Source organism: Nocardia araoensis NBRC 100135, from assembly GCF_000308435.1.
GTDB lineage: Bacteria > Actinomycetota > Actinomycetes > Mycobacteriales > Mycobacteriaceae > Nocardia > Nocardia araoensis.
Window position 1 is genome coordinate 131,731 of sequence record NZ_BAFR01000204.1, and the last position, 21,939, is coordinate 153,669.

Annotated in this window: 23 protein-coding genes; 9 read left to right on the plus strand and 14 right to left on the minus strand. The window is 68.9% G+C overall.

What is annotated here, in order from left to right:
• Positions 1-136: 136 nt before the first annotated feature.
• The 5 genes from ON21_RS27135 to ON21_RS27155 all read right to left on the minus strand — a co-directional run bounded on the left by ON21_RS27135 (position 137) and on the right by ON21_RS27155 (position 4,857).
• The gene (locus ON21_RS27135; protein ID WP_039802280.1) at positions 137-928 is read right to left on the minus strand and encodes a DeoR/GlpR family DNA-binding transcription regulator; all 792 of its coding nucleotides are present in this window, start codon (positions 926-928) and stop codon (positions 137-139) included.
• A gap of 111 nt (positions 929-1,039) precedes the next feature.
• Positions 1,040-1,741 carry a TetR/AcrR family transcriptional regulator gene (locus tag ON21_RS27140; RefSeq protein WP_051021391.1) on the minus strand — a complete coding sequence of 234 codons (702 nt, stop codon included), beginning with the start codon at positions 1,739-1,741 and terminating at the stop codon, positions 1,040-1,042.
• Positions 1,742-1,833: 92 nt separating this feature from the next.
• The gene (locus tag ON21_RS27145) at positions 1,834-2,727 is read right to left on the minus strand and encodes a carbohydrate ABC transporter permease (protein ID WP_083880921.1); all 894 of its coding nucleotides are present in this window, start codon (positions 2,725-2,727) and stop codon (positions 1,834-1,836) included.
• Positions 2,724-3,605, minus strand: a complete 882-nt coding sequence (locus ON21_RS27150; protein ID WP_039802282.1) for a carbohydrate ABC transporter permease — start codon at positions 3,603-3,605, stop codon at positions 2,724-2,726. Before ON21_RS27150 ends, ON21_RS27145 begins: the two co-directional genes overlap by 4 nt.
• Position 3,606: 1 nt before the next feature.
• The gene (locus tag ON21_RS27155) at positions 3,607-4,857 is read right to left on the minus strand and encodes an extracellular solute-binding protein (RefSeq protein ID WP_245562747.1); all 1,251 of its coding nucleotides are present in this window, start codon (positions 4,855-4,857) and stop codon (positions 3,607-3,609) included.
• A gap of 160 nt (positions 4,858-5,017) precedes the next feature.
• On the opposite strand from ON21_RS27155, the gene ON21_RS27160 reads away from it, so the two are divergent.
• The 5 genes from ON21_RS27160 (at position 5,018) to ON21_RS27180 (ending at position 10,730) form a co-directional block, all read left to right on the plus strand.
• The gene (locus tag ON21_RS27160; protein ID WP_039802284.1) at positions 5,018-5,929 is read left to right on the plus strand and encodes an SIS domain-containing protein; all 912 of its coding nucleotides are present in this window, start codon (positions 5,018-5,020) and stop codon (positions 5,927-5,929) included.
• A 223-nt stretch (positions 5,930-6,152) separates the two neighbouring features.
• Entirely contained in the window at positions 6,153-7,193 is a 1,041-nt protein-coding gene (locus tag ON21_RS27165) for an ROK family protein (protein WP_245562748.1), read from the plus strand.
• A 501-nt stretch (positions 7,194-7,694) separates the two neighbouring features.
• Entirely contained in the window at positions 7,695-8,852 is a 1,158-nt protein-coding gene (locus tag ON21_RS27170; protein WP_039802404.1) for an N-acetylglucosamine-6-phosphate deacetylase, read from the plus strand.
• An 8-nt stretch (positions 8,853-8,860) separates the two neighbouring features.
• Positions 8,861-9,802 (plus strand): hexose kinase, encoded by a 942-nt coding sequence (locus tag ON21_RS27175; RefSeq protein ID WP_281032700.1) that lies wholly within the window; start codon positions 8,861-8,863, stop codon positions 9,800-9,802.
• A 103-nt stretch (positions 9,803-9,905) separates the two neighbouring features.
• On the plus strand, positions 9,906-10,730 hold the full coding sequence (locus ON21_RS27180) for a class II fructose-bisphosphate aldolase (protein WP_039802286.1): 825 nt from the start codon (positions 9,906-9,908) through the stop codon (positions 10,728-10,730).
• Positions 10,731-10,968: 238 nt separating this feature from the next.
• On the opposite strand, the gene ON21_RS27185 is transcribed toward ON21_RS27180, so the two are convergent.
• On the minus strand, positions 10,969-11,181 hold the full coding sequence (locus tag ON21_RS27185; protein ID WP_174372210.1) for a DUF397 domain-containing protein: 213 nt from the start codon (positions 11,179-11,181) through the stop codon (positions 10,969-10,971).
• Positions 11,182-11,190: 9 nt separating this feature from the next.
• Positions 11,191-12,051, minus strand: a complete 861-nt coding sequence (locus ON21_RS27190; RefSeq protein ID WP_039802289.1) for a helix-turn-helix domain-containing protein — start codon at positions 12,049-12,051, stop codon at positions 11,191-11,193.
• A 188-nt stretch (positions 12,052-12,239) separates the two neighbouring features.
• On the opposite strand from ON21_RS27190, the gene ON21_RS27195 reads away from it, so the two are divergent.
• Both ON21_RS27195 and ON21_RS27200 read left to right on the plus strand, forming a co-directional pair.
• A complete protein-coding gene (locus tag ON21_RS27195) occupies positions 12,240-12,542 on the plus strand; it encodes a hypothetical protein (protein WP_039802407.1) in 303 nt (100 codons plus the stop codon).
• A 58-nt stretch (positions 12,543-12,600) separates the two neighbouring features.
• Positions 12,601-13,041 (plus strand): DUF4254 domain-containing protein, encoded by a 441-nt coding sequence (locus ON21_RS27200; protein ID WP_051021393.1) that lies wholly within the window; start codon positions 12,601-12,603, stop codon positions 13,039-13,041.
• On the opposite strand, the gene ON21_RS27205 is transcribed toward ON21_RS27200, so the two are convergent.
• From ON21_RS27205 to ON21_RS27230, 6 genes are all read right to left on the minus strand, one after another.
• Positions 13,042-13,326 (minus strand): DUF3349 domain-containing protein, encoded by a 285-nt coding sequence (locus ON21_RS27205; protein WP_039802292.1) that lies wholly within the window; start codon positions 13,324-13,326, stop codon positions 13,042-13,044.
• Between the two features lie 13 nt (positions 13,327-13,339).
• Entirely contained in the window at positions 13,340-13,675 is a 336-nt protein-coding gene (locus ON21_RS27210) for a DUF3349 domain-containing protein (protein ID WP_063821143.1), read from the minus strand.
• Between the two features lie 11 nt (positions 13,676-13,686).
• Positions 13,687-13,971, minus strand: a complete 285-nt coding sequence (locus ON21_RS27215) for a hypothetical protein (RefSeq protein WP_039802294.1) — start codon at positions 13,969-13,971, stop codon at positions 13,687-13,689.
• A gap of 11 nt (positions 13,972-13,982) precedes the next feature.
• Positions 13,983-15,191 (minus strand): inorganic phosphate transporter, encoded by a 1,209-nt coding sequence (locus ON21_RS27220; protein WP_039802296.1) that lies wholly within the window; start codon positions 15,189-15,191, stop codon positions 13,983-13,985.
• 90 nt (positions 15,192-15,281) lie between these two features.
• Positions 15,282-16,502, minus strand: coding sequence for a lipase family protein (locus ON21_RS27225; protein ID WP_083880922.1), 1,221 nt, complete (start codon positions 16,500-16,502; stop codon positions 15,282-15,284).
• Between the two features lie 191 nt (positions 16,503-16,693).
• Positions 16,694-18,205, minus strand: coding sequence for an ATP-dependent DNA ligase (locus ON21_RS27230; RefSeq protein WP_039802413.1), 1,512 nt, complete (start codon positions 18,203-18,205; stop codon positions 16,694-16,696).
• 93 nt (positions 18,206-18,298) lie between these two features.
• On the opposite strand from ON21_RS27230, the gene ramB reads away from it, so the two are divergent.
• Positions 18,299-19,705, plus strand: a complete 1,407-nt coding sequence (gene ramB / locus ON21_RS27235; protein ID WP_039802298.1) for an acetate metabolism transcriptional regulator RamB — start codon at positions 18,299-18,301, stop codon at positions 19,703-19,705.
• 86 nt (positions 19,706-19,791) lie between these two features.
• On the opposite strand, the gene ON21_RS27240 is transcribed toward ramB, so the two are convergent.
• Positions 19,792-21,018 carry an MFS transporter gene (locus ON21_RS27240; RefSeq protein ID WP_039802299.1) on the minus strand — a complete coding sequence of 409 codons (1,227 nt, stop codon included), beginning with the start codon at positions 21,016-21,018 and terminating at the stop codon, positions 19,792-19,794.
• A gap of 74 nt (positions 21,019-21,092) precedes the next feature.
• Here ON21_RS27240 and ON21_RS27245 point away from each other — a divergent pair, with 74 nt between their 5' ends.
• Positions 21,093-21,938, plus strand: coding sequence for a TetR/AcrR family transcriptional regulator (locus ON21_RS27245; RefSeq protein ID WP_245562749.1), 846 nt, complete (start codon positions 21,093-21,095; stop codon positions 21,936-21,938).
• The last annotated feature ends 1 nt before the right edge of the window (position 21,939 follow it).

Here is a 21,939-nt window from a genome sequence, read left to right on the forward strand (position 1 = left end):
CCGGCAGCCAGTGATGAACTCATCGCGAGAGCCCAACGAGAGTTCGCTCAGGAATTGGACAGACCCGACGACAGCGTGTAGCGACGTCGGGTCGAACGGCCTTCAGCCCGGCCGCGCGAGCTTGCGCGACGGCGGATTACACCACGTCGACCCGCACGCCGGCCGCGCGGATGGCCGCCACCGCGGCCGGGTCCGCGTCGGTATCGGTGACCAGCACCTGCACCTGCTCGATGCCGCAGATGCGGGCCAGCGCGGTGCGCTCGAGCTTGTCCCCGGTGGCCACCACGATCACCCGTCCGGAGCGCCGCACCATCTCGGTGGTCACCCCGGCCTCGTCGATGTGCCTGCACTGGGCGCCGCCCTCGACGGAGACAGCGTTCACGCCGAGCACGAGATCGTCGAGCCGCAGCTCGGCGAGGGCGCGTTCGGCCAGCGGACCGTGCAGCTCGTAGGACTCCCGCCGGGCCACACCGCCGAGGACGATCGTGCGCACGTGTGGCCGCAGCACCATCTCCCCCGCGATGTTCAGCGCGTTGGTGACGATGGTGAGCTGCTCGTCACCGGCCGACCCGAGATCCGTGCGCCCGGCCAGCGCTCTGGCCACCGCCGTGGTCGTGGTGCCGCCGTTCATCCCCACCACCGCGCACGGATCGACCAGGGACGAGGCGTGTTCGGCGATGCGCTGCTTGGCCTCCCCCGCACTCTGCCGATACCGCGCGGGCAGATCGTAGGCCACCGAGGTCGCGACCACACCGCCGTGCGTTCTGGTGGCCAGCTGCTGTTCGGCGAGCGCGGTGAAATCGCGGCGCACCGTCGCCGCGGACACGCCGAGCCGCTCGGCGGCCTCCTCCACCGAAAGCCGCCCGGATTCGGCGAGCAGTTCCAGCAATCGGTTCCACCGTTGCGGACGATCGGTCGGTCCGGTCATCTCACACCGTCCCGGTCGCGCGGGCAACCCGCTGTTTCGGCGAACACGCGAACAATAGGAACACACCCACCCGCCGCGGGCGGAAATCCGCACGGCCGACACCGGCTCGGCTCAGACCGCATCGGCCTCGGCGACGGGTCGGTCCAGAAGCCTCGCGGGATGCGCCGGGCAAAGACCGGAATGCACGAAGTAGGCGATCTCTTCGCAGATCTCGTCCAGGCTGACCGCCGTATCCGGCGCCGTGCCCTGCACCAACTCCTGGGCCAGGGAGGTGACCGCGCCGATCACGGCCAGCGCGAAGAGATCGAACCGCCGGGGGCCGGTCTCGCCGCGGCCGACGGCGCGTTCGGCCTCGCTGATCAGCAATGCCGACAGCAAGCGGCGCTGCTGCCTGCGCCACTCCTCCACCGCCGCGCTCACGCCGACCACCTCGACATAGCAAACCCGCGCGGACCGGGCGTCGGCACACGTGACGCTCAGATAAGCGCGGAAACTCGCTACCACGCGGGTGGGCAAGGGCTCGTTCTCGGTGGCCGCCAGGGCGGCGAGCGCGCATTCCAGCGCCCGGGAGGTGATGCGATTCCCCAAGGCGATGAGCAGAGCTTCGCGACTGCCCATGTCCTCGTAGAAACTGCGCGTGGAGACGTTCGCCACGGCGCAGAGGCGCTCGATCGAGGTGGCCGCGTAGCCCTGGGTGCCGAATAGTTCCAGGGCGGCATCGATCAGGCGGGTCTGCCGCTGGGCAACCCGCTGCTCCTTGGACAGCCCGCCGTAGCTGCGACCGTCCTTGGGTCCGTGATCCCGCCGTGTCACCGTTCGATGCTACCGCGCGGCTACCCACCCTCAGGTGCGCCGAACACTGGAGTGGCGGCGATTCCGCCATCCCGGCCGCCCATGCTCGCAGGCTATTTCACGCTGCCCGCGGTCAATCCCGCCACCAATCGCTTCTCGATGAGAGCGAACAGCAGCACCACCGGAACGATGCCGACGGTGGAGATCGCGAACACGTACTGCCACGCGGTGTCGTACTGACCGACGAACTTCGTCAGCGCCACCGACAGCGGTTGATTCTCCGGCGTGGTCAGCACGACCAGGCTGGCGGCGAATTCGTTCCAGCACGCCACCACGACGAAGATCGTCGCGGTCACGATGCCCGGCCAGACCAGCGGCAGGCTCACCCGCACCAGGATCTGCCCGCGGCCGAGTCCGTCGAGCATCGCGGCTTCCTCGATCTCTCTGGGAATCGCCGCGAAGAAGCTGTGCAGGATCCACACCGCGAAGGACAGGTTGAACGCGGCGTTCACCAGGATCATCGCCAGCCAGGTGTCGTTGATGCCGAGCGCGAAGAACTCCCGGATCAACCCGGTGACCAGCACCGTCGGCTGCAACATCTGGGTAACCAGCACCAGGCCGAGGAACACCGCGCGTCCGGGAAAGCGATGGCGCGCCGTGTAATACCCCGCCGGGATCGCCACGGCCAGCACCACAGCGGTGGCGCAGACCGCGATGATGATCGTGCTGATCAGGTTGAACGGCAGCGGCGTCTCGGGCGTGTCCCACATCGTCGCGTAGTTGTCCGGATGCCACGACCGCGGCAGATACGTCGGCGGGATGCGCAGGATCTCGGCCCTGCTCTTCAGCGAACCGAGCACCATCACGACGAACGGCAGCAGGAACACCGCGGCGAGCACCACACCGATCGCGGTGAGCTCCCAGCGGCGTCGTGCGCGTCGCGCGGGCGCCACAGGGGCGACCGACGTCGCGGTCGCCCGCTCACGTTCCTCCACCCGCGTGCTCATCGGTCGATCTCCGCGGTGGGACGGACCAGCTTCACGTAGATGGCGATGATGACGACGATCAGCGCGAAGTTCAGCACGCTCATCGCCGCGGCGGTGTCGATCTGCTGGTTCTGCCGGATCAGCTTGAACGTCAGCGTCGTCGTGGTGTCCGCGGAGAATCCGGCGATGCTGCCGGTGATCACCTGCAGGATCGGCAGCGAGTTGAACACGTTGATGATGTTGATGATGGTCGCCACCGCGATCGCCGGACGCAGCTGCGGCAGCGTGAGATAGCGGTAGCGCTGCCACGCGCCCGCGCCGTCGACCCGCCCCGCCTCCTCGATCTCCGCTGGAATGGATTGCAGGCCCGCCAGGATGGTGTACGTGGTGAACGGCACCGACACGAACACCGCGACGCCCATCGCCACGAGGAACGCCTGCGTCGGCTGCTTGGTGAAGCCGTAACCGCGATCGAGCAGCCCGATGTCCACCAGGAACCGATTCGCGATGCCCACGTCCGGATCGAGCATGTAGTAGAAGATCGTGGTCGTCATCACGACCGATGCCGCCCACGGCACCAGGATCGCCATCCGCACCGCGGTGCGTCCGGGGAAGTCCTTGTTCAGGAACTGGGCCAGCGCCGCGGACAGCACCAGCGTGACCAGCACGACGCCGACCACCCAGACCATCGTGTGGACCAGCACCGAACCGAGCTCCGAGATCTCGAACAGGGCACGGTAATTGGCCAGTCCGGCGCCGCCGCGGTCCTGGCCGTAGGCGCTGAGGTCCCTGGTGCTGGTCCACACCATGTAGCAGGCCGGGAAGGCGACGACGGCCGCGATCAGGATCAGCGACGGTCCGATCCACGGCAGCGCCGCCGGTAGCCCTCTGCGCCGCACGTTATTTCGTTGCTTCCTGGACCCGTTGCAACACCTGAGCGGGGTCCGCGCCCTGTGCGATGGTGCCCATCTGCTGACGAATGACGCCCTGCGCCACCGCCCACTTCGGGTTGTTGCTCGGATAGAACCGCGCCACCGGGAGCGTGGCGGCGAACGCCTTGGTCACCGGGTCCTCCGCGAGAGCGGTGGCGGCGCTGTGGGTGACCGGGATGAATCCTTCATGCTTGACGAAATCCGCGTACACCGCGGCCGAGTAGAAGTAGTCGAGGAACTTCCTGATCGACTCGGCCTTGGCGCCGTCCTTCTTGAACGCCATCAGGTGATCGGCCACCCCGAGCGTGACCGGGTTCCCGGTCTTGGTCGGCGAAGGCGCGGTCGCGTACCGCAGGCCCGGATTCTTCGCGGCGATCTGACCGATGGTGGGCGGCAGGGCTTCGATCATGCCGATCTTGCCCTGGATGAATGCGTTGATCACGTCCTTGCGGTCGGTCGCGCCCGGATTCGGCTGGGTAGCACCGGTATCGATCAGCTCGCGCATGGCCCGCACCCCTTCCAGGTTCTCCGGGGTGTCCACGGTGATCCGATCGCCGTCGGCCCACGAGCCGCCCGCGCCGAAGGTCCAGATGGAGGTTTCGCCCTGTGCCTCCTCACTGCCCAGCGGAAGCCCGTATCCGGAGACGCCCCCGCCGAGCGCCTGGATCTTCTTCGCCGCGTCGGTCAGCTCGGCCCACGTCTTCGGCGGCCGGGTGATGCCCGCTTTCTCGAACAGTTCGGTGTTGTAGAACAGGGTTCGGGTGGAGGCGAACAGCGGCAGCGCGTATTGCGCGCCGTTCAGCGACGCGTTCTGCGCGAAAGCGGGCTGGATATCGGCGAGCACCGGCGCGGAGACGATGTCGGCGGCGGGGTAGAGCAGGCCGTCGCCCGCGAAACTGGCGTAGGCGTCGATATTCAGGATGTCCGGTGTGGTCGACTGCGATTGGAGCTTGGTGCGCACCACGTCGTTGATCGAGTTCCACGACTCCATCTGCAAGTTGACGGTGATGCCCGGGTTCTGCTTCTGGAATTCGGCGATGATGCCGTCCCACAACGCCTTGGTGCCCGTGGCGCCGTCACTGTAGGCGGGGGCGAGGAAATTGATCGTGGTGGCCGAGTCCGCACCACTTTTCGAACCGAACCCGCAGGACGACAGTGCCAGCGCGACGCCGGTGACCATCGCGACGCCGGCAAGCACGCGGTGGAATGGTCTTTTCACGAGCAGAACCTTTCAGATTTACCCACCCGGCGCCAGCGGAGCCGCCGATGATGGGAGGACGCACCGTAGGTGCACCTCAATCTAGCCCGAATTGTGATTATATGTGACTGGTTTCGCGATATATTTGACATAAACGATCACACCGAGCGAAGCTGTTCCCGTGCCTACGCCTGCCGACCACACGCCGGAGCGGTATCTGGCCACCGAGGTGGCCACCCAACCGGAAGACTGGACGCGCGCCGCGGTCGTCGCCGCGGATCATCGCGCCGTGCTGCCGGAGCCGGGAGAGCGAGTGGCGGTGATCGGATGCGGCACTTCGTACTTCATGGCGCGCGCGATCGCCGCGCTGCGCGAGGGCGCGGGACACGGCATGACCGACGCCTGGCCCGCCAGCGCGGTCCGCCCTCGCGAGTACGACCGCTACCTGGTGATCTGCCGCTCCGGCACGACCACCGAAGTGGTGCGCGCGATGCGCGAGATCCCGGCACACGTCCCCAGGGCGGTGATCTGCTCCAGTCCCGGCACGCCCGTCCTGGAACTGGGCGACCCGATCCTCATCGACCAGGTCGATGAGCGGTCGGTGGTGCAGACCCGCTTCGCGACGACCACCCTCGCCATCCTGCGCAACCATCTCGGCGAGGACCTCGCCCCCGTGATCGCCCAAGCGCGCGCGGTGCTCGCCGAGGATCCCGCCGAGTCGCTGGCCGCGGTGCGCCGCGCCGAGCAGATCAGTTTCGTCGGTATGGGATTCGGGGCGGCCATCGCCGACGAGGCCGCGCTCAAGCTGCGCGAATCCTGTCAGTCCTGGACGGAGGCGTATCCGGCGACGGAGTACCGCCACGGCCCGATCGCCATCTCGGCGCCCGGCCGCGCGGTCTGGGCGTTCGGCGCACTGGAGCCGGGCTTCGTCGACGACGTCGCCGCCACCGGCGCCCACCTGGAACATCGCGACATCGACCCGATGGCGGACCTGGCCCGAGTGCATCGGCTCTGCCTCCTGCGTTCCGCCGACCTGGGATTGGACCCCGATCACCCGCGCGGCCTGAATCGCTCGGTGGTTCTGAAGTCGTGACCGAGGGCGCGCGGTGAGCAGCGAACAGCCGGTGCCCGCACATGTCTCGGACACCTCACCGCGAAGCCAGGTCCCCCGCCGAGCAGCCATGACCATTCCGGTGGCGGCATCCGGCATCGACGAGCTGGTACACCCGGAATCGCTATTCACGCCCTACGGCACGGCAACGCCACGGGCCGCGCATGCACCAATGCACGAGTTGCCACGAACTACTGTGCCGGGGATGGGAACCGAACAGTCGCGGTCGGGCTCCGGCGCCGGATCGCCCACCTCCGTGCCGGACTGGGCGGGCCCCGGCAACCGGCCGACCGCGCGCCGGGATTCGACCGGGCAGCCCGAGGCCGCGGCGCTGCCGGACGACGCGCTCGTGCTCGGCATGGATGTCGGCGGCACCACCATCAAAGGAGAAATCGCCGATTCCGCAGGCACGACGCTGGCCGTGGGCACGGTGGCCACACCGCAAGGTCCGGCCGCGTTCGATGCAATGGGCGAGTTGGGTGATCGGTTGCTCGCGCAACTCCCGGAGTGTGATCGCCGCCGGGTACGTCGCGCGGCCGTCGTGTTGCCCGGCATCGTCGATACCGCGCGATCGGTCGCCGTGTTCAGCAGCAATGTCGGCTGGCGGAACGTGCACGTGGGTGACCGCTTCCCCGAGCGCTGGGGTATGCCGACGCTGATCGAACACGATGTGGCCGTGGCCGGTTGGGCGGAATGGCGGTACGGCGCCGGGCAGGGTTACGAGAACGTGTGCGTCGTCATCCTCGGCACCGGTATCTCGGGCACGCTGTCGGTCGGCGGGAGGTTGGTGCGCAGCAGCTACGGACAGGTCGGCGAGTACGGGCACGTGCCGGTGCGGCGCGTGGGTGGATTGCCGTGTCCCTGCGGCAATACCGGCTGTGTCGAGACGGTCGCCTCCGGCGCGGCCATCGCGCGGGCCTACACCCGGCGCACCGGACGCGAGATCGGCGCGGCGGAAGTCTTCGCACTCGTGTCCACCGACCCCGACGCGGCTGCCGTCGTGGCGGACGCGATCGACGCGCTCGCCGACGGTCTGCTCGGCATCGTCCACGCGGCCTGCCCCGAACTGGTCGTCCTCGGCGGCGGGCTCGCCGGAGCCGGCGCTGCGCTCACCGATCCACTGCACCGGGCCCTGTCCGACCGGCTCCGCTTGGTCCCCGCTCCCCGAGTCGTCCTTGGCCGTTTCGGCGCACGCGCGGGCTTGGCAGGCGCCACCCTCTTCGCCCACCGCGGGGCGTTGACATGAGGCCGCGTGCGGAGCCGACGAACCGAGCGGCAAGCGGCACGCTCGGCGATGGCCTCGCACCGGTCGTCGGGGCGGGATCGTTGTCGTGTCGGCGATCGCCGAGCTGGTCCACACGGTGTACGTCACCTCGACGACACGTCAGCAGATTCCCGGAACGGCACCGCGGGCAGCACCCATGATCCGAAGTCGTTTCCCGGCGGGACGGATGCGGCTGGACATGGTGACCACCCGCGCCTCGAACCCGTGCGGCGCGGTCGTGCACGCGCCGCGGCACTTTCAGGCCATCCCGGGCGCACCGCCGTTATTCGAACCGTCGCACGCGGCGAGGGTCGGCGGGCGCAGCTGCCGCGCGGTCCTGCATCCGACGCACCGCAGTCAGACCATCCCGGGCGCACCACCGTCCCCGACCGTCGCACGCGGCGCGGGTCGGCGGGCACGGTGGACATCCCTGTCCAGCAGCCGGCCACACACCGCGAGGGCCGCGAACCGAAGGGCATGCACATGACAGCACACACCCAACTCATCCGGGGACGCATCGTCTCGGCGAGCGTCACGGTGGACGACGGCGTGGTGATGGTGTCCGAGGATCGGATCGAGGCGGTGCGGTCGTTCGCGCAGTGGCGTGCGACGCATCGCGATTTACCCGAGCCGCCATTTTCGGGAACCGTGCTGCCGGGGCTTGTGGACATTCACAATCACGGCGGATTCGGGTACCGGTTCGATACCGTGCGCGAAGAGGACGCCCGTGCGGCGGCGCGATCGCACCACGCGCGCGGCTCGACCACGGTGGTGGCGAGCGTGGTCACCGGCCCCGCCGCGGAGATGGTGACGCAGACCGCCACCTTGCGCGAACTCGCCGAGGAAGGCGTGCTCGGCGGTATCCACGTCGAGGGGCCGTTCCTGTCCGAAGCGCGCTGCGGGGCGCAGGACCCGCGCTATCTGCGCGACCCCGATCTCGGGCTGACCGACCGGCTGCTGGCCGCGGGTGGCGCGCACCTGCGCGCGATGACACTCGCGCCGGAACGTCCCGGCTACGCGGCCGTCGCCCGGCGGCTGGCCGACAACGGTGTGACGGTCGCGCTCGGCCACAGCGACACCGACTACGCGTCATTCCGGAACGCGTTGGCTCCCAACGGTTCGGCGAGCATCGTGACGCACTTGGCGAACGGCATGCCGCCACTGCACCACCGGCACCCCGGCCCGGTGGCCGCGGCGTTGGTGGCCGCGGCGGCCGGTGACGTGATCGTGGAGCTGATCGGCGACGGCGTGCACGTGGACCCGGGCTTCGCCGCGCTGGTGTTCGCGTCCGCGCCGGGGCGAGTCGCGCTGGTCACCGATGCCATGCAGGCCGCGGGGCTCGGCGACGGCGAGTACCAGCTCGGCCCGCAACCGGTGACCGTCCGTGCGGGCGTGGCGCGCATCGCCGACGGTTCGATCGCGGGCGGCGTGAGCACCCTGCTGGAATGCCTCGCGCGAGCCGTGCGCGACTCCGGCGTCCCGCTGCGCGACGCGGTCCTGGCGGCCACCTCGGTTCCCGCTGCCGCGCTCGGGCTTGCCGATGTCGGTGACCTGCGGCCCGGCTATTTCGCCGACATATTGACAGTCAGTGACAATCTCCAGTTGCGCGGGGTGCTCAGACGTGGACAGTGGTTGAGGTGATCCTCACCGTGACAATGAATCCCGCGTACGACATGACCTATCGCGTCGAACGCTTCGAACGCGGGCAGGCCCACCGGGTCAGGTCGGTGGAGCAGCGCATCGGCGGCAAGGGCATCAACGTGACCCGGGTGCTGAATCAGCTCGGCAAGTACGCCAGGGCCACCGGGTTCTCCGACCACGCCTTCGCGGCCGCCGCCGAACTGGAGATGCCGGTCGACTTCGTCCACGCGCTGCCCTGGGTGCGCCGTACGGTGGTGATCAGCGAATCGGAGGACGGCACGGCCACCGCGCTCTGGGAACCGGGCGCGCGGGTGTCCAATCCGCACGCCGCCGAACAGTTGGCGGTCCGGGTCGCGGGGCTGCTGCCGGAAATCGCCGGGTTGGTCATCTCCGGGTCGCTGCCCGGCGGCATCGAGCCCTCGCTGCCCGCCGAAATCGCCCGCACCGCCATCGCGGCCGACGTGCCGACCATCTGCGACGTGGACGGCGAGGCGCTGCGCTTGGCGGCCCAGGTGCCCGGCATCGTGCTCATCCCGGACGAGGCCGAACTACAGCGCCTCACCGGCGCCCGGCCGACGACCGCCGAGGACATCGTCATCGCAGCGAAGCCGCTGATCGACAACGGTGTGCGCGCCCTGATCGCGACCCGCGGCGCCGAGGGGATCGTCGCGGTGACCGCCGAAGGCGCGTGGTCCGCGGCGCTCGCCGAACCGCTCGCCGGAAATCCCACCGGCGCGGGCGATGCCGCGGTGGCGGCGGTGATCGCCGCCCTTTCCTCCGAAGCGCGCCCGGACTGGGCCGCCCTGCTCGCCGACGCGGTCGCGACCTCCGCGGCCGCCGTCGTCGTCCCGGTGGCCGGTGAGATCGACCGCGGCGTGCGCACCCGCCTCACCCCGACCGTGCAGGTTCGCGACCTGAACTTGTCCACACCGCAGCAGACTTCCCCATGACCGCCGGCCGTCGCCCACCGCACGCGGGCGGGCAGAAGGCTCGCGCGCATCGGAGCGCCTGGGCCTCGTATGCGCGCCGCTCGCTCTCCCGAAAGCACCCCCCATGCCGCTGACCTCGATCCCGGATCTCATCGCCACGGCCCGCCCCGGCGGACTCGGCGCGTTCAACGTCATAACCCTCGAGCACGCCGAGGCAATCGCAGCCGCCGCGGAATCGGCGAGAAAGCCGGTGGTGCTGCAACTCTCGGAGAACACCGCGCGCCATCACCGTGGGCTCGCCCCGCTGGCGCTGGCCTGCCTGCGCATCGCCGCCGACAGCGAGGCCGCGATCGCGGTGCATCTCGACCACGCCACCAGCGCCGAATTGATCCATGCCGCCGTCGATCTCGGCATCCGCTCGGTGATGTACGACGGCTCGGCCCTCGACTACGCAGACAACCTCGCCGCCACCGCCGCGATCACCGCTTGGTGCCACGAGCGCGACGTGCACATCGAAGCCGAACTCGGCGAGGTGGGCGGCAAGGACGGCGCCCACGCCCCCGGCGCGCGCACCGATCCCGACGAGGCCGTCGAATTCGTGAGCGCCACCGGCGTGGACGCACTCGCGGTAGCCGTCGGCTCCTCGCACGCCATGCACACCCGCACCGCCGAACTCGACAACGACCTCATCGCCCACTTGGCCGCGAAGGTCCCCGTCCCCCTGGTGCTGCACGGCTCCTCCGGCGTCCCCGACCACGGCCTACGCGCCGCCGTCGAACACGGCATGACGAAGATCAACATCGCGACCCGCCTCAACATCCGAATGACCGCCGCCATCCGAGACCACCTAACCGCGTCCCCCCACCTCTCCGACCCCCGCGAGTACCTCACCCCCGCCCGCACCGCCATCCAATCGGAAGTCGAGCACTTCCTCCACCTCCTCGCCTGACCGCGAGTGGCACACCACGGAGAGGTCTCTCGCGTTTGCCGCAGCCATGTGCCACTCGCGAAAGCGATCGGCCGGCGGCGCGTGCGAGGGGGTGCGCGCCGTCGGCCGATCGGGTGGTGGGCAGGGCAGTTGTCCACCGGTGGAGCTGTCGATGGATCGCTTCGCATCGACGGGGACACTCTTGCGGATGGAGCTGTGTGCGGGGTGTAGTGAAACTGAGAGTCTGCTGGGAGACGGGTCAGGGGAGGTCGGCGGTGCGGATCGCCGTGGTGAATGCCATCCACTGGGTCGGGGTGAAGGCCAGCGTGGGCGATGCGGCCGATGCTCCTGGAAACTTGCTGTCCCGAACCAGCACTCGACCGCCGTCGAAGCACACCTCTACGCAGGCCTGGCTGTCGCTGGAATACGACGACTTGAACCAGCTCGGCACAGGGAAATTCGAGCTATCCACAATTCGAGCTTACAAGTCGGCCGCTTTGGCCTCGATCAAGCCGAGTGAGTCCTTTCGGGACATGGCGTGCTCGGCCAGCGCGCTGTCGAACATCGTGTTGAGATGTCGCACCGGCTCGACCTCCTCGATCAGCCCGAGCTGCACGAGAGTCTCGCTCCAGGCGACATCCGGCAGTAGCGGGTTGTCGAAGCCGAGCACATGAAAGGTCGCGCCGCCGAGCAGCACTCCGCCCGGCGCGTCGAACGGGATGATCCTGATGTCCACGGTTTCGGGGTAACGCTCGATCAGCGACGCCAGATGGCGAAGTTGCCCGCGAAGCACATCACCGCCACCGGTGCGCTGGGAAATCGCCGCTTCGCCGATCACGGCGACGAGGTGTAGCGGATCCGGCCCGGTCAGCCTTTCTTGGCGACGCATGCGGACCTCCACCCACCGGTCGATCTCGACCCTTCGAACCCGGGCGAGGTCATTGGTGAACAGTGCCCGCGCGTACTCGCGCGTTTGCAGCAACCCAGGGATCAAGACGCTCTCATAGGTCCGAATGGTCTGCGCCCCGTGCTCCAACCCGTAGAGGCGGATGACTTCGTCCGACAACAACTCCCGGTACTCCGACCACCACCCGCGCCCCTTCGCGATGTCGCGTAGGCGCAACATTTCCTCGCGCTCATCCTGGTCGAACTCGAGCAAGCTCATCAGCTTTCGCAGCTTGTCCTCGGCCAGCACGCGTTCTTTCTCCACCTTCGACCAGTACGACAGCGTGAAGCCGAGTTCCTTGGCGAGGACGGAAGCGGAGACGTCGAACTCGGTGCGGCGGCGCTTGATCCGGAGCATGAGCTCCCAGCGCGCCACCGTGGGCGAGAGTGGTGCCATCGTCCGATGAGTCCTTCCGGCTCCGGCTGTTCGTGCAGATGACCGTACCCGGATCCAGACCTGGGCGTTTTTGTCAAATTGACTGGTCAACTTGACCTTTCACTAGGCGGCATCTACTCTTCTTGTGTTGCGCATCACAGCGGGGGCTTTCCACAGAACCCGCTCCGGCGGGGATGGAGGGGGTTCTGATGTCCGTGCATGTCGTCGACCGCACTTGGATCGTGAGTGATCGGACGCCGCATCAGGCGAGGCGGGTCAGCGATGACGCGTGGGTGGTGTCCTATCTGCGCGGCCGGATGGTGAATACCGAGCAGGCGACAGCGGCTATCCAAGCGGCGGAGATGATTTCGCTGACGGAGGAGTTGGTGCGCCGCGTCGGGCTCACGGCCATGGAAGCCGTCGGCCTCGTGGTTCTCGAATCGCCATGGGATCCCACGCCGTCGCGCACTCGGTACCGATTGCCGCGCCCGGGCGGGCGGCATCGTCGGTGATCCTTCGCAATCTCGCGTGACGCCCGGCGCGACCATTCGATCCAGGGGGTTGAACGCAGTGGAACCACTGCCGACCAAAGAGCTCGTCCTGCGGGCGTGCCGCACGGCGCCGCATCGCGCCCACCCGATTCTGGAATCCGCCCACCTACTCGCGGAGCTACACCAGCGCCGCCTCCGCTGCGAACCGGGTGGGACGAGCGACATCGACCAGCACCGCGCCCGCCTCGTGCTCGCCATCGACCGCTGGGTAGCCACCGGGGCGCCACCGCCGCACGGCGGCGCGCACATGCACACCGAAACCGTGGGCATGGTGGTGGACCGGCTCGCCCAGTTCTCCACCTGCGCGTACGACATCCTCGCCCGCGCACCGGAATGGGCGGTGCACAACGCCTGGGAACGCCTCGCCGAACTCGCGCTCGGCTATGAAGACCTCGCCTACGAGGTCGCGGCGGGCGTGCGCCGCCTCCCCTATCTCAGCGGCCCCCGGGAGCAATCCTGATCAGTCCTCGCCCGGCCACGCATTGGCCTCGACCCGGGCGCGCACCCGGGCCACGTCGGCCTCGGACGGCATGTCGTTGGTGATCTTGGTGATCATCACCTGGATGTCGGCCTGGTCGATGTCCGCGCCGCCTGCGCCGGCCAGTTCGGCGGCGATCCGGGCGACTTCCTCGTCGGACAGGCGGCGGCGCAGCAGGGCGAGCAGCGGGACGTAGTCGGCTTCCGGGATCCCGTCCGGGTATCCCACCCGCAGCCAGGTGATGATCGCGTGCAGGAAGGGAGGCATCGGCGCGGCTCGGTCAGTCGGAATCGGCGGGCGGATCGGCCAGCGGCCAGCCGCCCGCGGCCAGATGGGACGCGACGCGAGCCACGTCGCGCTCGTCCGGCTGCTCCTTGGCGAGCCGCGCGATTGCCTGCTCGATCTCGGTGTGCGTGATCTCGCTGCCCGAGTTCGAAGCGACCAATTCCTCCGCGATCGCCACCACCTCATAGTCGGTGAGGTGCCGGTGCAGCACGGCGAACAGGGCCACGTAATCCGACTGCGGAACGCCCTGCGGGTAGCCCGCGCGCAGCCAGCCCACGACTTTGCCGAGCAGTTTCGGCCGAACCGGGACAGGTTTCACTGGATCGGTCACGCTGGCACTCCTCACGCCTGCCCGAACAGATGGATGCCGAATCTGGCCGCGAGAAACGCCTTCGCCGTGTACAGGATGCCGCTGACGATCGCGACGACGACCAGCACGAAGCACGCCACCGCGACCGCGACCGCGAGAGCCGGATAGTTCCGCCGCACCGTGCCCGCGTCGGTCGTCGCGGTCATCGACCAGAACCGCACCCCGATCGCGAAGATCATCGGCAGGCCCGCGCCGAGTACCAGTCCGGCCACGACGACTTTCCACAGCGCGTTGAGATTGGTGACGAGAGTGTGCACGCCTGGTCCTCCTACACCTGAGCGGATCGGTTCGAGTCCGCCGACGCGGTCCGGTCCGGCGGCGCGACCGCAGGAGGATCGGTCCCCTCGCCCGGCCACTCGTTGACGTTGCCGGTGTGCACCGGATCGCGCCGCGAGCGCAGGTACATCAGCGTCGACAACCCGATCAGCAGGGCGAAGACCACCAGCACCCCGGCCAGTCCGCCGATGAGGTGGGCGATGGCCCAGCAGATCGCCCCGGCCACGGCGGCCAGCGGCAGTGTGAGCAACCATGCGACCACCATGCGCCCCATCACGCCCCAGCGCACCTCGGCGCCCTTGCCCAGGCCGGTGCCGAGAATGGAGCCGGTCGCGGTCTGCGTGGTCGACAGCGGCAACCCGAAGTGGGCCGAGGTCAGGATGATCGCGGCCGAAGCGGATTCCGCCGCGAGCCCCTGCGGCGAGTCGATCTCGACCAAACCCTTGCCCAGCGTTCGGATGATCCGCCAGCCGCCGAGGTAGGTGCCCGCCGCGATGGCGAGGGCACACGCGGCCATCACCCACAGCGGCAGGTCGTCGTCCTTGGTGAGCGTCCCGTGCGCCACGAGCGCGAGGAAGATCACGCCCATCGTCTTCTGCGCGTCGTTCGTACCGTGCGCCAGCGAGACCAGCGAGGCCGAGCCGATCTGGCCCCAGCGGAATCCCTCGGTGACCTTGCCCTCCTCGGCTCCGCGCGTGATCCGGTACACCAGCCAGGTGCCGATCGCCGAGACCAGCGCGGCGACGATGGGCGCGAGCACCGCGGGCACGATGATCTTGGTGACCACGCCGTCCGATCCGGACGCCCAGATCACCCCGCCCCAGCCGAGCGCGGCCAGCGTCGCCCCGATCAGACCGCCGAACAGCGCGTGCGACGAACTCGACGGCAGACCGAACAGCCAGGTGAGCAGGTTCCACAGGATCCCGCCGACCAGGCCGGCGAACACGATGACGATCAGGTCCTGGCCTCCCACGGCGTCGAGCCGCACGATGCCTTTCGCCACGGTGGCGGCGACGGCCACCGACAGGAACGCGCCGACCAGGTTCAGCACCGCCGAGAGCGCGACCGCCACTCGTGGCCGCAGCGCGCCGGTGGCGATCGAGGTCGCCATCGCGTTGGCGGTGTCGTGGAAGCCATTGGTGAAATCGAATGCGAGCGCCGTGACGATGACGATCAGGAGAACCAGTAATTCGACGGTCACGCCTCCAGTGTGCTGCACCCCCGGATCGCACAGCCATGCCGGTTACCGGAAGTTCGTCCGACCCCCATGGACTAGCCTGATTCGTCCTGGTCAGCCGGATCGAGTGCACTGCGCGGCGACCGGCCGCCCGGCGAACCGATCATCGATCCAGGAGTTCGCGCCGGGGATGCCGCTGAGCCCGACCAGGAAGTGCTCGCCGAAATGGATCCGGAAAGCCACCGGGGTCCCGGCGCCACACCAGTCCGCGTAGAGCTTCTCGGCGCCGGCCAGCGGCACCCACGGATCGTGTGTGGCGTGATAGAGGTACACCGGCACCGTCGGCGCGCTCGCGCCCAGCCGGTTCGCGGCCAGGATCTCCCTGACCATGGGCAGCTCGGTGGGCGCGGCGGCGTGGGTCAGCGCCTGCACCGGAATCGGCGCCACGGCACCGCCGAACGCCTCCGCGGTCATGCACAGGTCCTTGCCGACCTGGGCCAGTCGCCAGCCGTCGTCGGTCATCAGGCCGAGCAGTTCGGGATACTCCCGCGCCAGTCCGAGGGTCGCGGCCAGGAACACCCCGGACGCGGCGTTGCGTCCGTTCATGGTGGACAGGAGCATGTCGAAGTCGGCGGGGACACCGCCGAACGCCGCACCCACCAGATTCAGCTCGGGCGCGTACCACGGCGCCAGCTGTGCGGCCCATCCGCTGGCGATGGCGCCGCCGGAGTATCCGGTGACCACCGTCGGCGCATCCGGTCGCAATCCGAACTCCGGCGTGTTCACCACGGCCCGGATGGAGTCGAGCACCGCGTGCCCGGCCATCAGTCCCGCCGCGTACGCCTGCCGAGGTCCCTGATGGTCGGGCACGAGCACGGCGTAGCCCTTGGACAGCGGAATCTGGGCGGCCCAGAACTCGGCTGTCGGCTCGTTCCTGAGTTTGTAGGACGGTGCGCACCGATGCCCGAGCGAGTCGATCGCGGCATTGAACGACAGCACCGGGCGCGGACCCGGTCCGGTCCACGGCGCCTGCGGCACGAGCAATGTCGCGGCCACGGGCACCGGCTGGTCCTTGGAATCGGTGGACCGGATCAACAGCTCGGTCGACCGCAACGGGAACGCGGTCAAGCCCGTTCCCCCCGCACGGGAGGCGAGAATCGTTCCCGGACGCAGGTTCTCGTACTCCGGCGGCGGAGTGTAGAACGGATCGTCCAGCGGCGTGGGCAGGATCCCCGAGTACTCGCGCGACGGCGTGAGGAACTGCTCGATCGGATTCGCCTGCACGGGCGTACCGATCGCGCTCACCGCCAAGGCGCCCAGCAGCGCCGCTACCATCGGGGCACATCTTTCGCGCAGAGCTCTTCGCATCAACCCACCCGCCCGCCGATTCCTCGTCCGGAAGAACGAACCGGCCGGACCACTGCATTGTGGCAGCCATCCGGAACCTTGCGCTGCCCATACTTACAGTGGCTCGACCTGCTCGGCAGCCCGACACGCGCCCACCGCGGGAGCGCCCGCGCTTCACATCACGGCAGCAAGGCGCGAATGGTATCGATGGTGTCGGCCTCGGGCGGCTCTTTGTCGGGGCGATACCGCACCACACGGGCGAAACGCAGAGCGACACCGCCGGGGTAGCGCGAACTCACCTGCACACCGTCCAGGGCGATCTCCACGACGAGTTCCGGCCACAGATACACGGTGTGCTGATCGCGCGAGCGCTCGTGGCGGGGGAATTCGTCGGTCTGCCATTGCAACAGCGCGTCGGTGAGTCCCTTGAAGGTCTTGCCCACCATGACCGGCTCGCCGCCGTCCGGGTCGCGCGCGCCGAGATGCAGGTTCGACAGGTAGCCCGTGCGGCGGCCGTAGCCCCATTCCGCGCCGAGCACGATCAGGTCCATGGTGTGCGTCGGCTTGATCTTCTGCCAGGACCGGCCCCGCCTGCCCGCCGCGTACGGCGCGGTCAACGACTTGATCATGACGCCCTCGTGCCCCGCGGCCAGCGCGGCGTCGAAGTATTCCGCGGCCGCCTCGGCATCCGGGCGCAGCAACGCGGGAATGGTGTGCTCGCCGGCCACCTTCGTCAGCGCGGCGCGGCGCTCCGACAGCGGAGCGTCGAGCAGGTCGCGGCCGTCGAGGTGCAGACAGTCGAAGAAGTACGGATGCAGCAGCAGCTCCCTGGTTGAGCTCACCTCGGCGAAACGGCTCATGGTCTCCTGGAACGGACGCGGCCGTCCGGCGTCGGTGAGCGCCAGCGTCTCCCCGTCCAGCACGACGCTCGAACAGTCCAGGCCCGCGACCAGTTCGACGAGTTCCGGAACGCTCGCGGTGATCTCGCGCAGCGTCCTGGTGAAGATACGAACCCGGTCGCCGTCCCGGTGCACTTGGATGCGCGCGCCGTCCAATTTGTGCTCGACGCTCACCTCTCCCTGGAACTCGACCAGCGCCTCGTCCAACGTCGCACCGGGCGAGGCGAGCATGGGCTGGATCGGACGGCCGACTTCGAGCCGGAACTCCGCGAGCGCCGCGGCTCCGCCGGTCAGCGCCGCGACGGCGGTGACCGGCAGCCGGCCCGACAACATGTACGCCCGGCGCACCAGATCGGGCGGCACGTCCGCGGCGACCGCCACGGCTTCGGTGACCACGGCGGTGAGCGCGCCTTGGCGCAGCTCCCCGGTGAGCAGGCGCACCAGGAAGCCCTGCTCGTTCGCCGTCGCCGCGGACCACAGCGCCGCGAGCAGCTCTTTGCGCCGGGCCGCGGAACCGGCGCCGGAGGTGACGGCCAGCTCGCTCAGCGCCGCGTGCACCGCCGACACGGTCAGCGTGGGCAGCGGCGCGGGCGGGTGGTCGAGCGTGGTGAGCGTGCGCCATCCCGTGCCGATCCGCCCCTGCGGTAGCTCGCCGGACGCCCAGGCGACAACGGGCACGAGCTCCTCCGGCGCGGCCGCGCTCAACAGCGCGGCCAGCGTGGCGATCTTCGTCTTGCGTGACCTGGTCGCCCGTACGGTCTCCGAGGCCAGCACGACATCCGAGAACAACACCCTGCCGACGGTAGCCGCTCGGTACGACACCTGTCTGCGAGGAGTGTTAATCGGTAATTGGCACGGATGCGAAAGCGGTCCTAAACTGGACGCATGGCCAAGACTTATGTCGGCGCTCGGCTGCGTCAACTGCGGACCGAACGCGGGCTCAGCCAGGTGGCGCTGGCTCAGCAGCTGGAGATCTCGGCGAGCTATCTCAACCAGATCGAGCACGACGTACGCCCGCTCACCGTCCCCGTGCTGCTGAAGATCAGCGACGTGTTCGGCGTCGACACGACCTTCTTCTCCGCCGCGGACGACACCCGGCTCATCGCGGAACTGCAAGAGGTCGTGATGGACGAGGAACTGGGCATCGAGGCCGACGCCCAGGAGATCGCGGACATCGTCTCGGCGCACCCGAGCATGGCCCGCGCGCTGGTCAACATGCACAACCGCTACCGCAACACCTCCGCCCAGCTGGCCGCGGCCACCGAGGACCGTTTCGCCGACGGCGCGGGTAGCGGCGCGATCAGCAAGCCGCACGAGGAAGTGCGCGACTACTTCTATCAGCGCCAGAACTACATCCACGAGCTGGACACCGCCGCCGAGGACCTCACCGCGCGCATCCGTTTCCACGGCGGCGACGTGAACAGCGAGATCGCCAGAATCCTGCGCGCGCATGACGTGCGGATCACCGAGCGCATCGACCTCGGCGAAGGCGTGCTGCATCGCTACGACCCGCAGACCCGCAACTTGGAGATCGCGCCGCATCTGTCCGGCGGGCAGCGAACCTTCAAACTGGCCGCCGAACTGGCGTACTTCGAGTGCGGCGAACTGCTGGAGAAGCTGGTCGACGAGGGCAACTTCGCCTCCGAGGACGCCCGCAAGCTGGCCATGCTCGGGCTGGCCAACTACTTCGCCGCGGCGACGGTGCTGCCGTACACGCACTTCCACGAGGTCGCCGAGGACTTCCGCTACGACATCGAGCGGCTGTCGGCGTTCTTCACGCAGAGCTACGAGACCATCTGTCACCGGCTCTCCACGCTGCAACGCCCGTCGCTGCGCGGCGTGCCGTTCTCCTTCGTGCGGGTGGACCGGGCGGGCAACATGTCCAAGCGCCAGTCGGCCACGGGTTTCCACTTCTCCTCCAGCGGCGGCACCTGCCCGCTGTGGAACGTCTACGAGACTTTCGCCTATCCGGGCAAGATCATGACCCAGATCGCGCAGATGCCCGACGGCCGCAAATACCTCTGGGTGGCGCGCACGGTCGAGCGCCGCGCCACCCGTTTCGGCCAGCCGAGCAAGACCTTCGCCATCGGCCTCGGCTGCGAATTGCGGCACGCGGCCCGGGTGATCTACGCCGACGGCATCGATCTCGACGAAGTGCAGCCGACGCCGATCGGTGCGGGCTGCCGAGTCTGCGAACGCGCCAATTGCCCGCAGCGCGCGTTCCCGCCCCTGGGCAAGGTGCTCGACATCAGCGAACACCGCAGTTCCGTTTCGCCGTATGTGCTGAAGTAGCCGCGGCGGTTCCACTGCGGCACTGCTCCTGAACGGAAATCCGGCCGGTATCGGAGTATTTCGATACCGGCCGGACGTTTGTTCGCTCAGACTGTCACTGCCCTCCGCTGCATACGAAGACCGATCACCGTCATGCCCAGCGCCGCGACGAGCAACAGCGCCAGCGTCCAAGCGAGAGCCGAGAAGCCGTGCGGCGCCGCGGCGGCGGCGACCAGCGGGCCGACGGTCGCGCCCACGTAGAAGGAGAACATCGCGACCGACATCGCGGCAGCCCGGGATTCGCCGCCGAGCTCACCCGCGCTCTGCAGCACGGCCGGAGCGATGATGCCAAGTCCGCCGACCAGTACGGCGAGCAGCACGGCCAGCGCGGCCGGATGGGTTCCCTCGAAGGTCGCGATCACCATCGCCGCGGCGGCGATCAGCACGCCCAGCGCGATCTGACCGTGCTTGGACAGCCGGGCCAGCGGCACCGCGAGCAGGGGAAGCGCGACCATCACCGGCAGCGCGCCCGCACGCAGCGCGAGCAGTTCGCCCGAGCCACGAACCACTCCGGTCAGCTCGAGACCGGTGTACACCCCGACCATCACCGCCATGCTCAGCGCGCCCGCGATCAGCATCGGCACCAGCGGCCGGATGCGCAGCACCGCGGGAATCGCGGCGTAGCTGTGCCGCAGCGGCTTGTCCTGGCCGGTGGGCGCGTCGGCCAGCAGCGCGGATCGCAACACCAGTGCGAGCACGGCGAAAGCGATCGCGGAGGCGACGAACACCGTGCGCCACGGGAACGCGCCGACCATCCACTGCGACACGATCTGCGCGACCACGGTCGCCGCGAGGAACGAGGTGGCCACGGACATGGTGGCCACCGCACGGTGCGCGGGGGCGACGCGGGTCGCCACATAAGCCATGATCGCGGGCGGAATCGAGCCGACCACCAGGCCCTGCGCTACCCGGAGGCCGACGGCCAGCGGCGCGCTGAACGCCAGACCGGTCAAGAGCGTGACCACTGCGGCAACCAGCATGCCGGTGACCAGCACCCGGCGGTGACCATAGCGATCCGACAGCGGCCCGAACAGGACGAAGCCGCCCGCGTAGCCGAAGGCGAACGCGCTGATGATCCAGGTCGTCACGGCGGGACCGACGCGCCAATCGGCCTGCATCGCGGTGAAAAGCGGGATCGGAACGTACATCTGACCGGTGGCCAGCAGCGCGGCCAGGACGAAGAAGGGCACGGTGCGCCCGGTGTGGGCACGCGACGAGACGACTCGGGTGCGCGTCCGGACCGGAGCCACGGACTGGAGAGTGGGCATTGCCATGGCTCGAAGGTAGGCCCGGACGGGCCACGTTGTCAACCAAATAGTTGGTTTAATGGAGTGGTAAAGTGTCGGTCATGACCGCCACGATGAAACGCAGTGACGCGACCAGGCAGGCCCTGTTGCGCGCCGCCCGCGACGAGTTCGCCGAGCATGGGCTGGCCGGCGCGCGGGTCGACCGGATCGCGGACGCGGCGGGCGTCAACAAGGAGCGCATCTACGGGCTGTTCGGCAGCAAGGACAAGCTGTTCGACGTCATCCTGATCGACACGCTGCGCGAGTTCATCGACGTGGTGAAACCGCTGGCCGACACCGAACCCGGCGCTTACGTCGGCAAGTTGTACGACTACCACCGGGACAACCCCCAGCTACTGCGTCTGATGCTCTGGGAAGCACTGCATCGCGGCGCCGACGCGCACGACATCGACGGCTGGCGCGCCGCGCACTACGTGCGCAAATTCGACCGCGCGCAAGAGCAGTTCGACGTGGACTCCGCGAACGCGGGCCGCCTGCTACTGGCCCTGTGCGGCCTGGCCAATTGGTCACTCGCCGTTCCGCAGACGACCAAACTGCTGCTCGGCGAGGCCGCCGCGGAGGACAGGAACGCCACCCGAGCGTTCCTGATGGAGTTCGCCAGGGCGGCGATGCGCCGCGACGCGGCTCCCGGCGAGCGCGAAGCACGCCTGCCCGAGGTCGAACTGGTCAATGAGTTGACCAGCGGGGACGAGCCGTCCGGAGTCGACCGCGCCGCGCAGCGGCTCCGCGACGCCCAAGCCGCCGCCGACGCCGCCCGCGAAGAACTGGCCACCGCCCTACGCGCCGCCCACGCCGCGGGCGCGAGCGCCAACCACCTCGCCCGTCAGGTATCCGGCACCCTGTCCCGGCCGGTGGTCCTCAAACTGCTGTCCCAGCCCGAGACCTGAC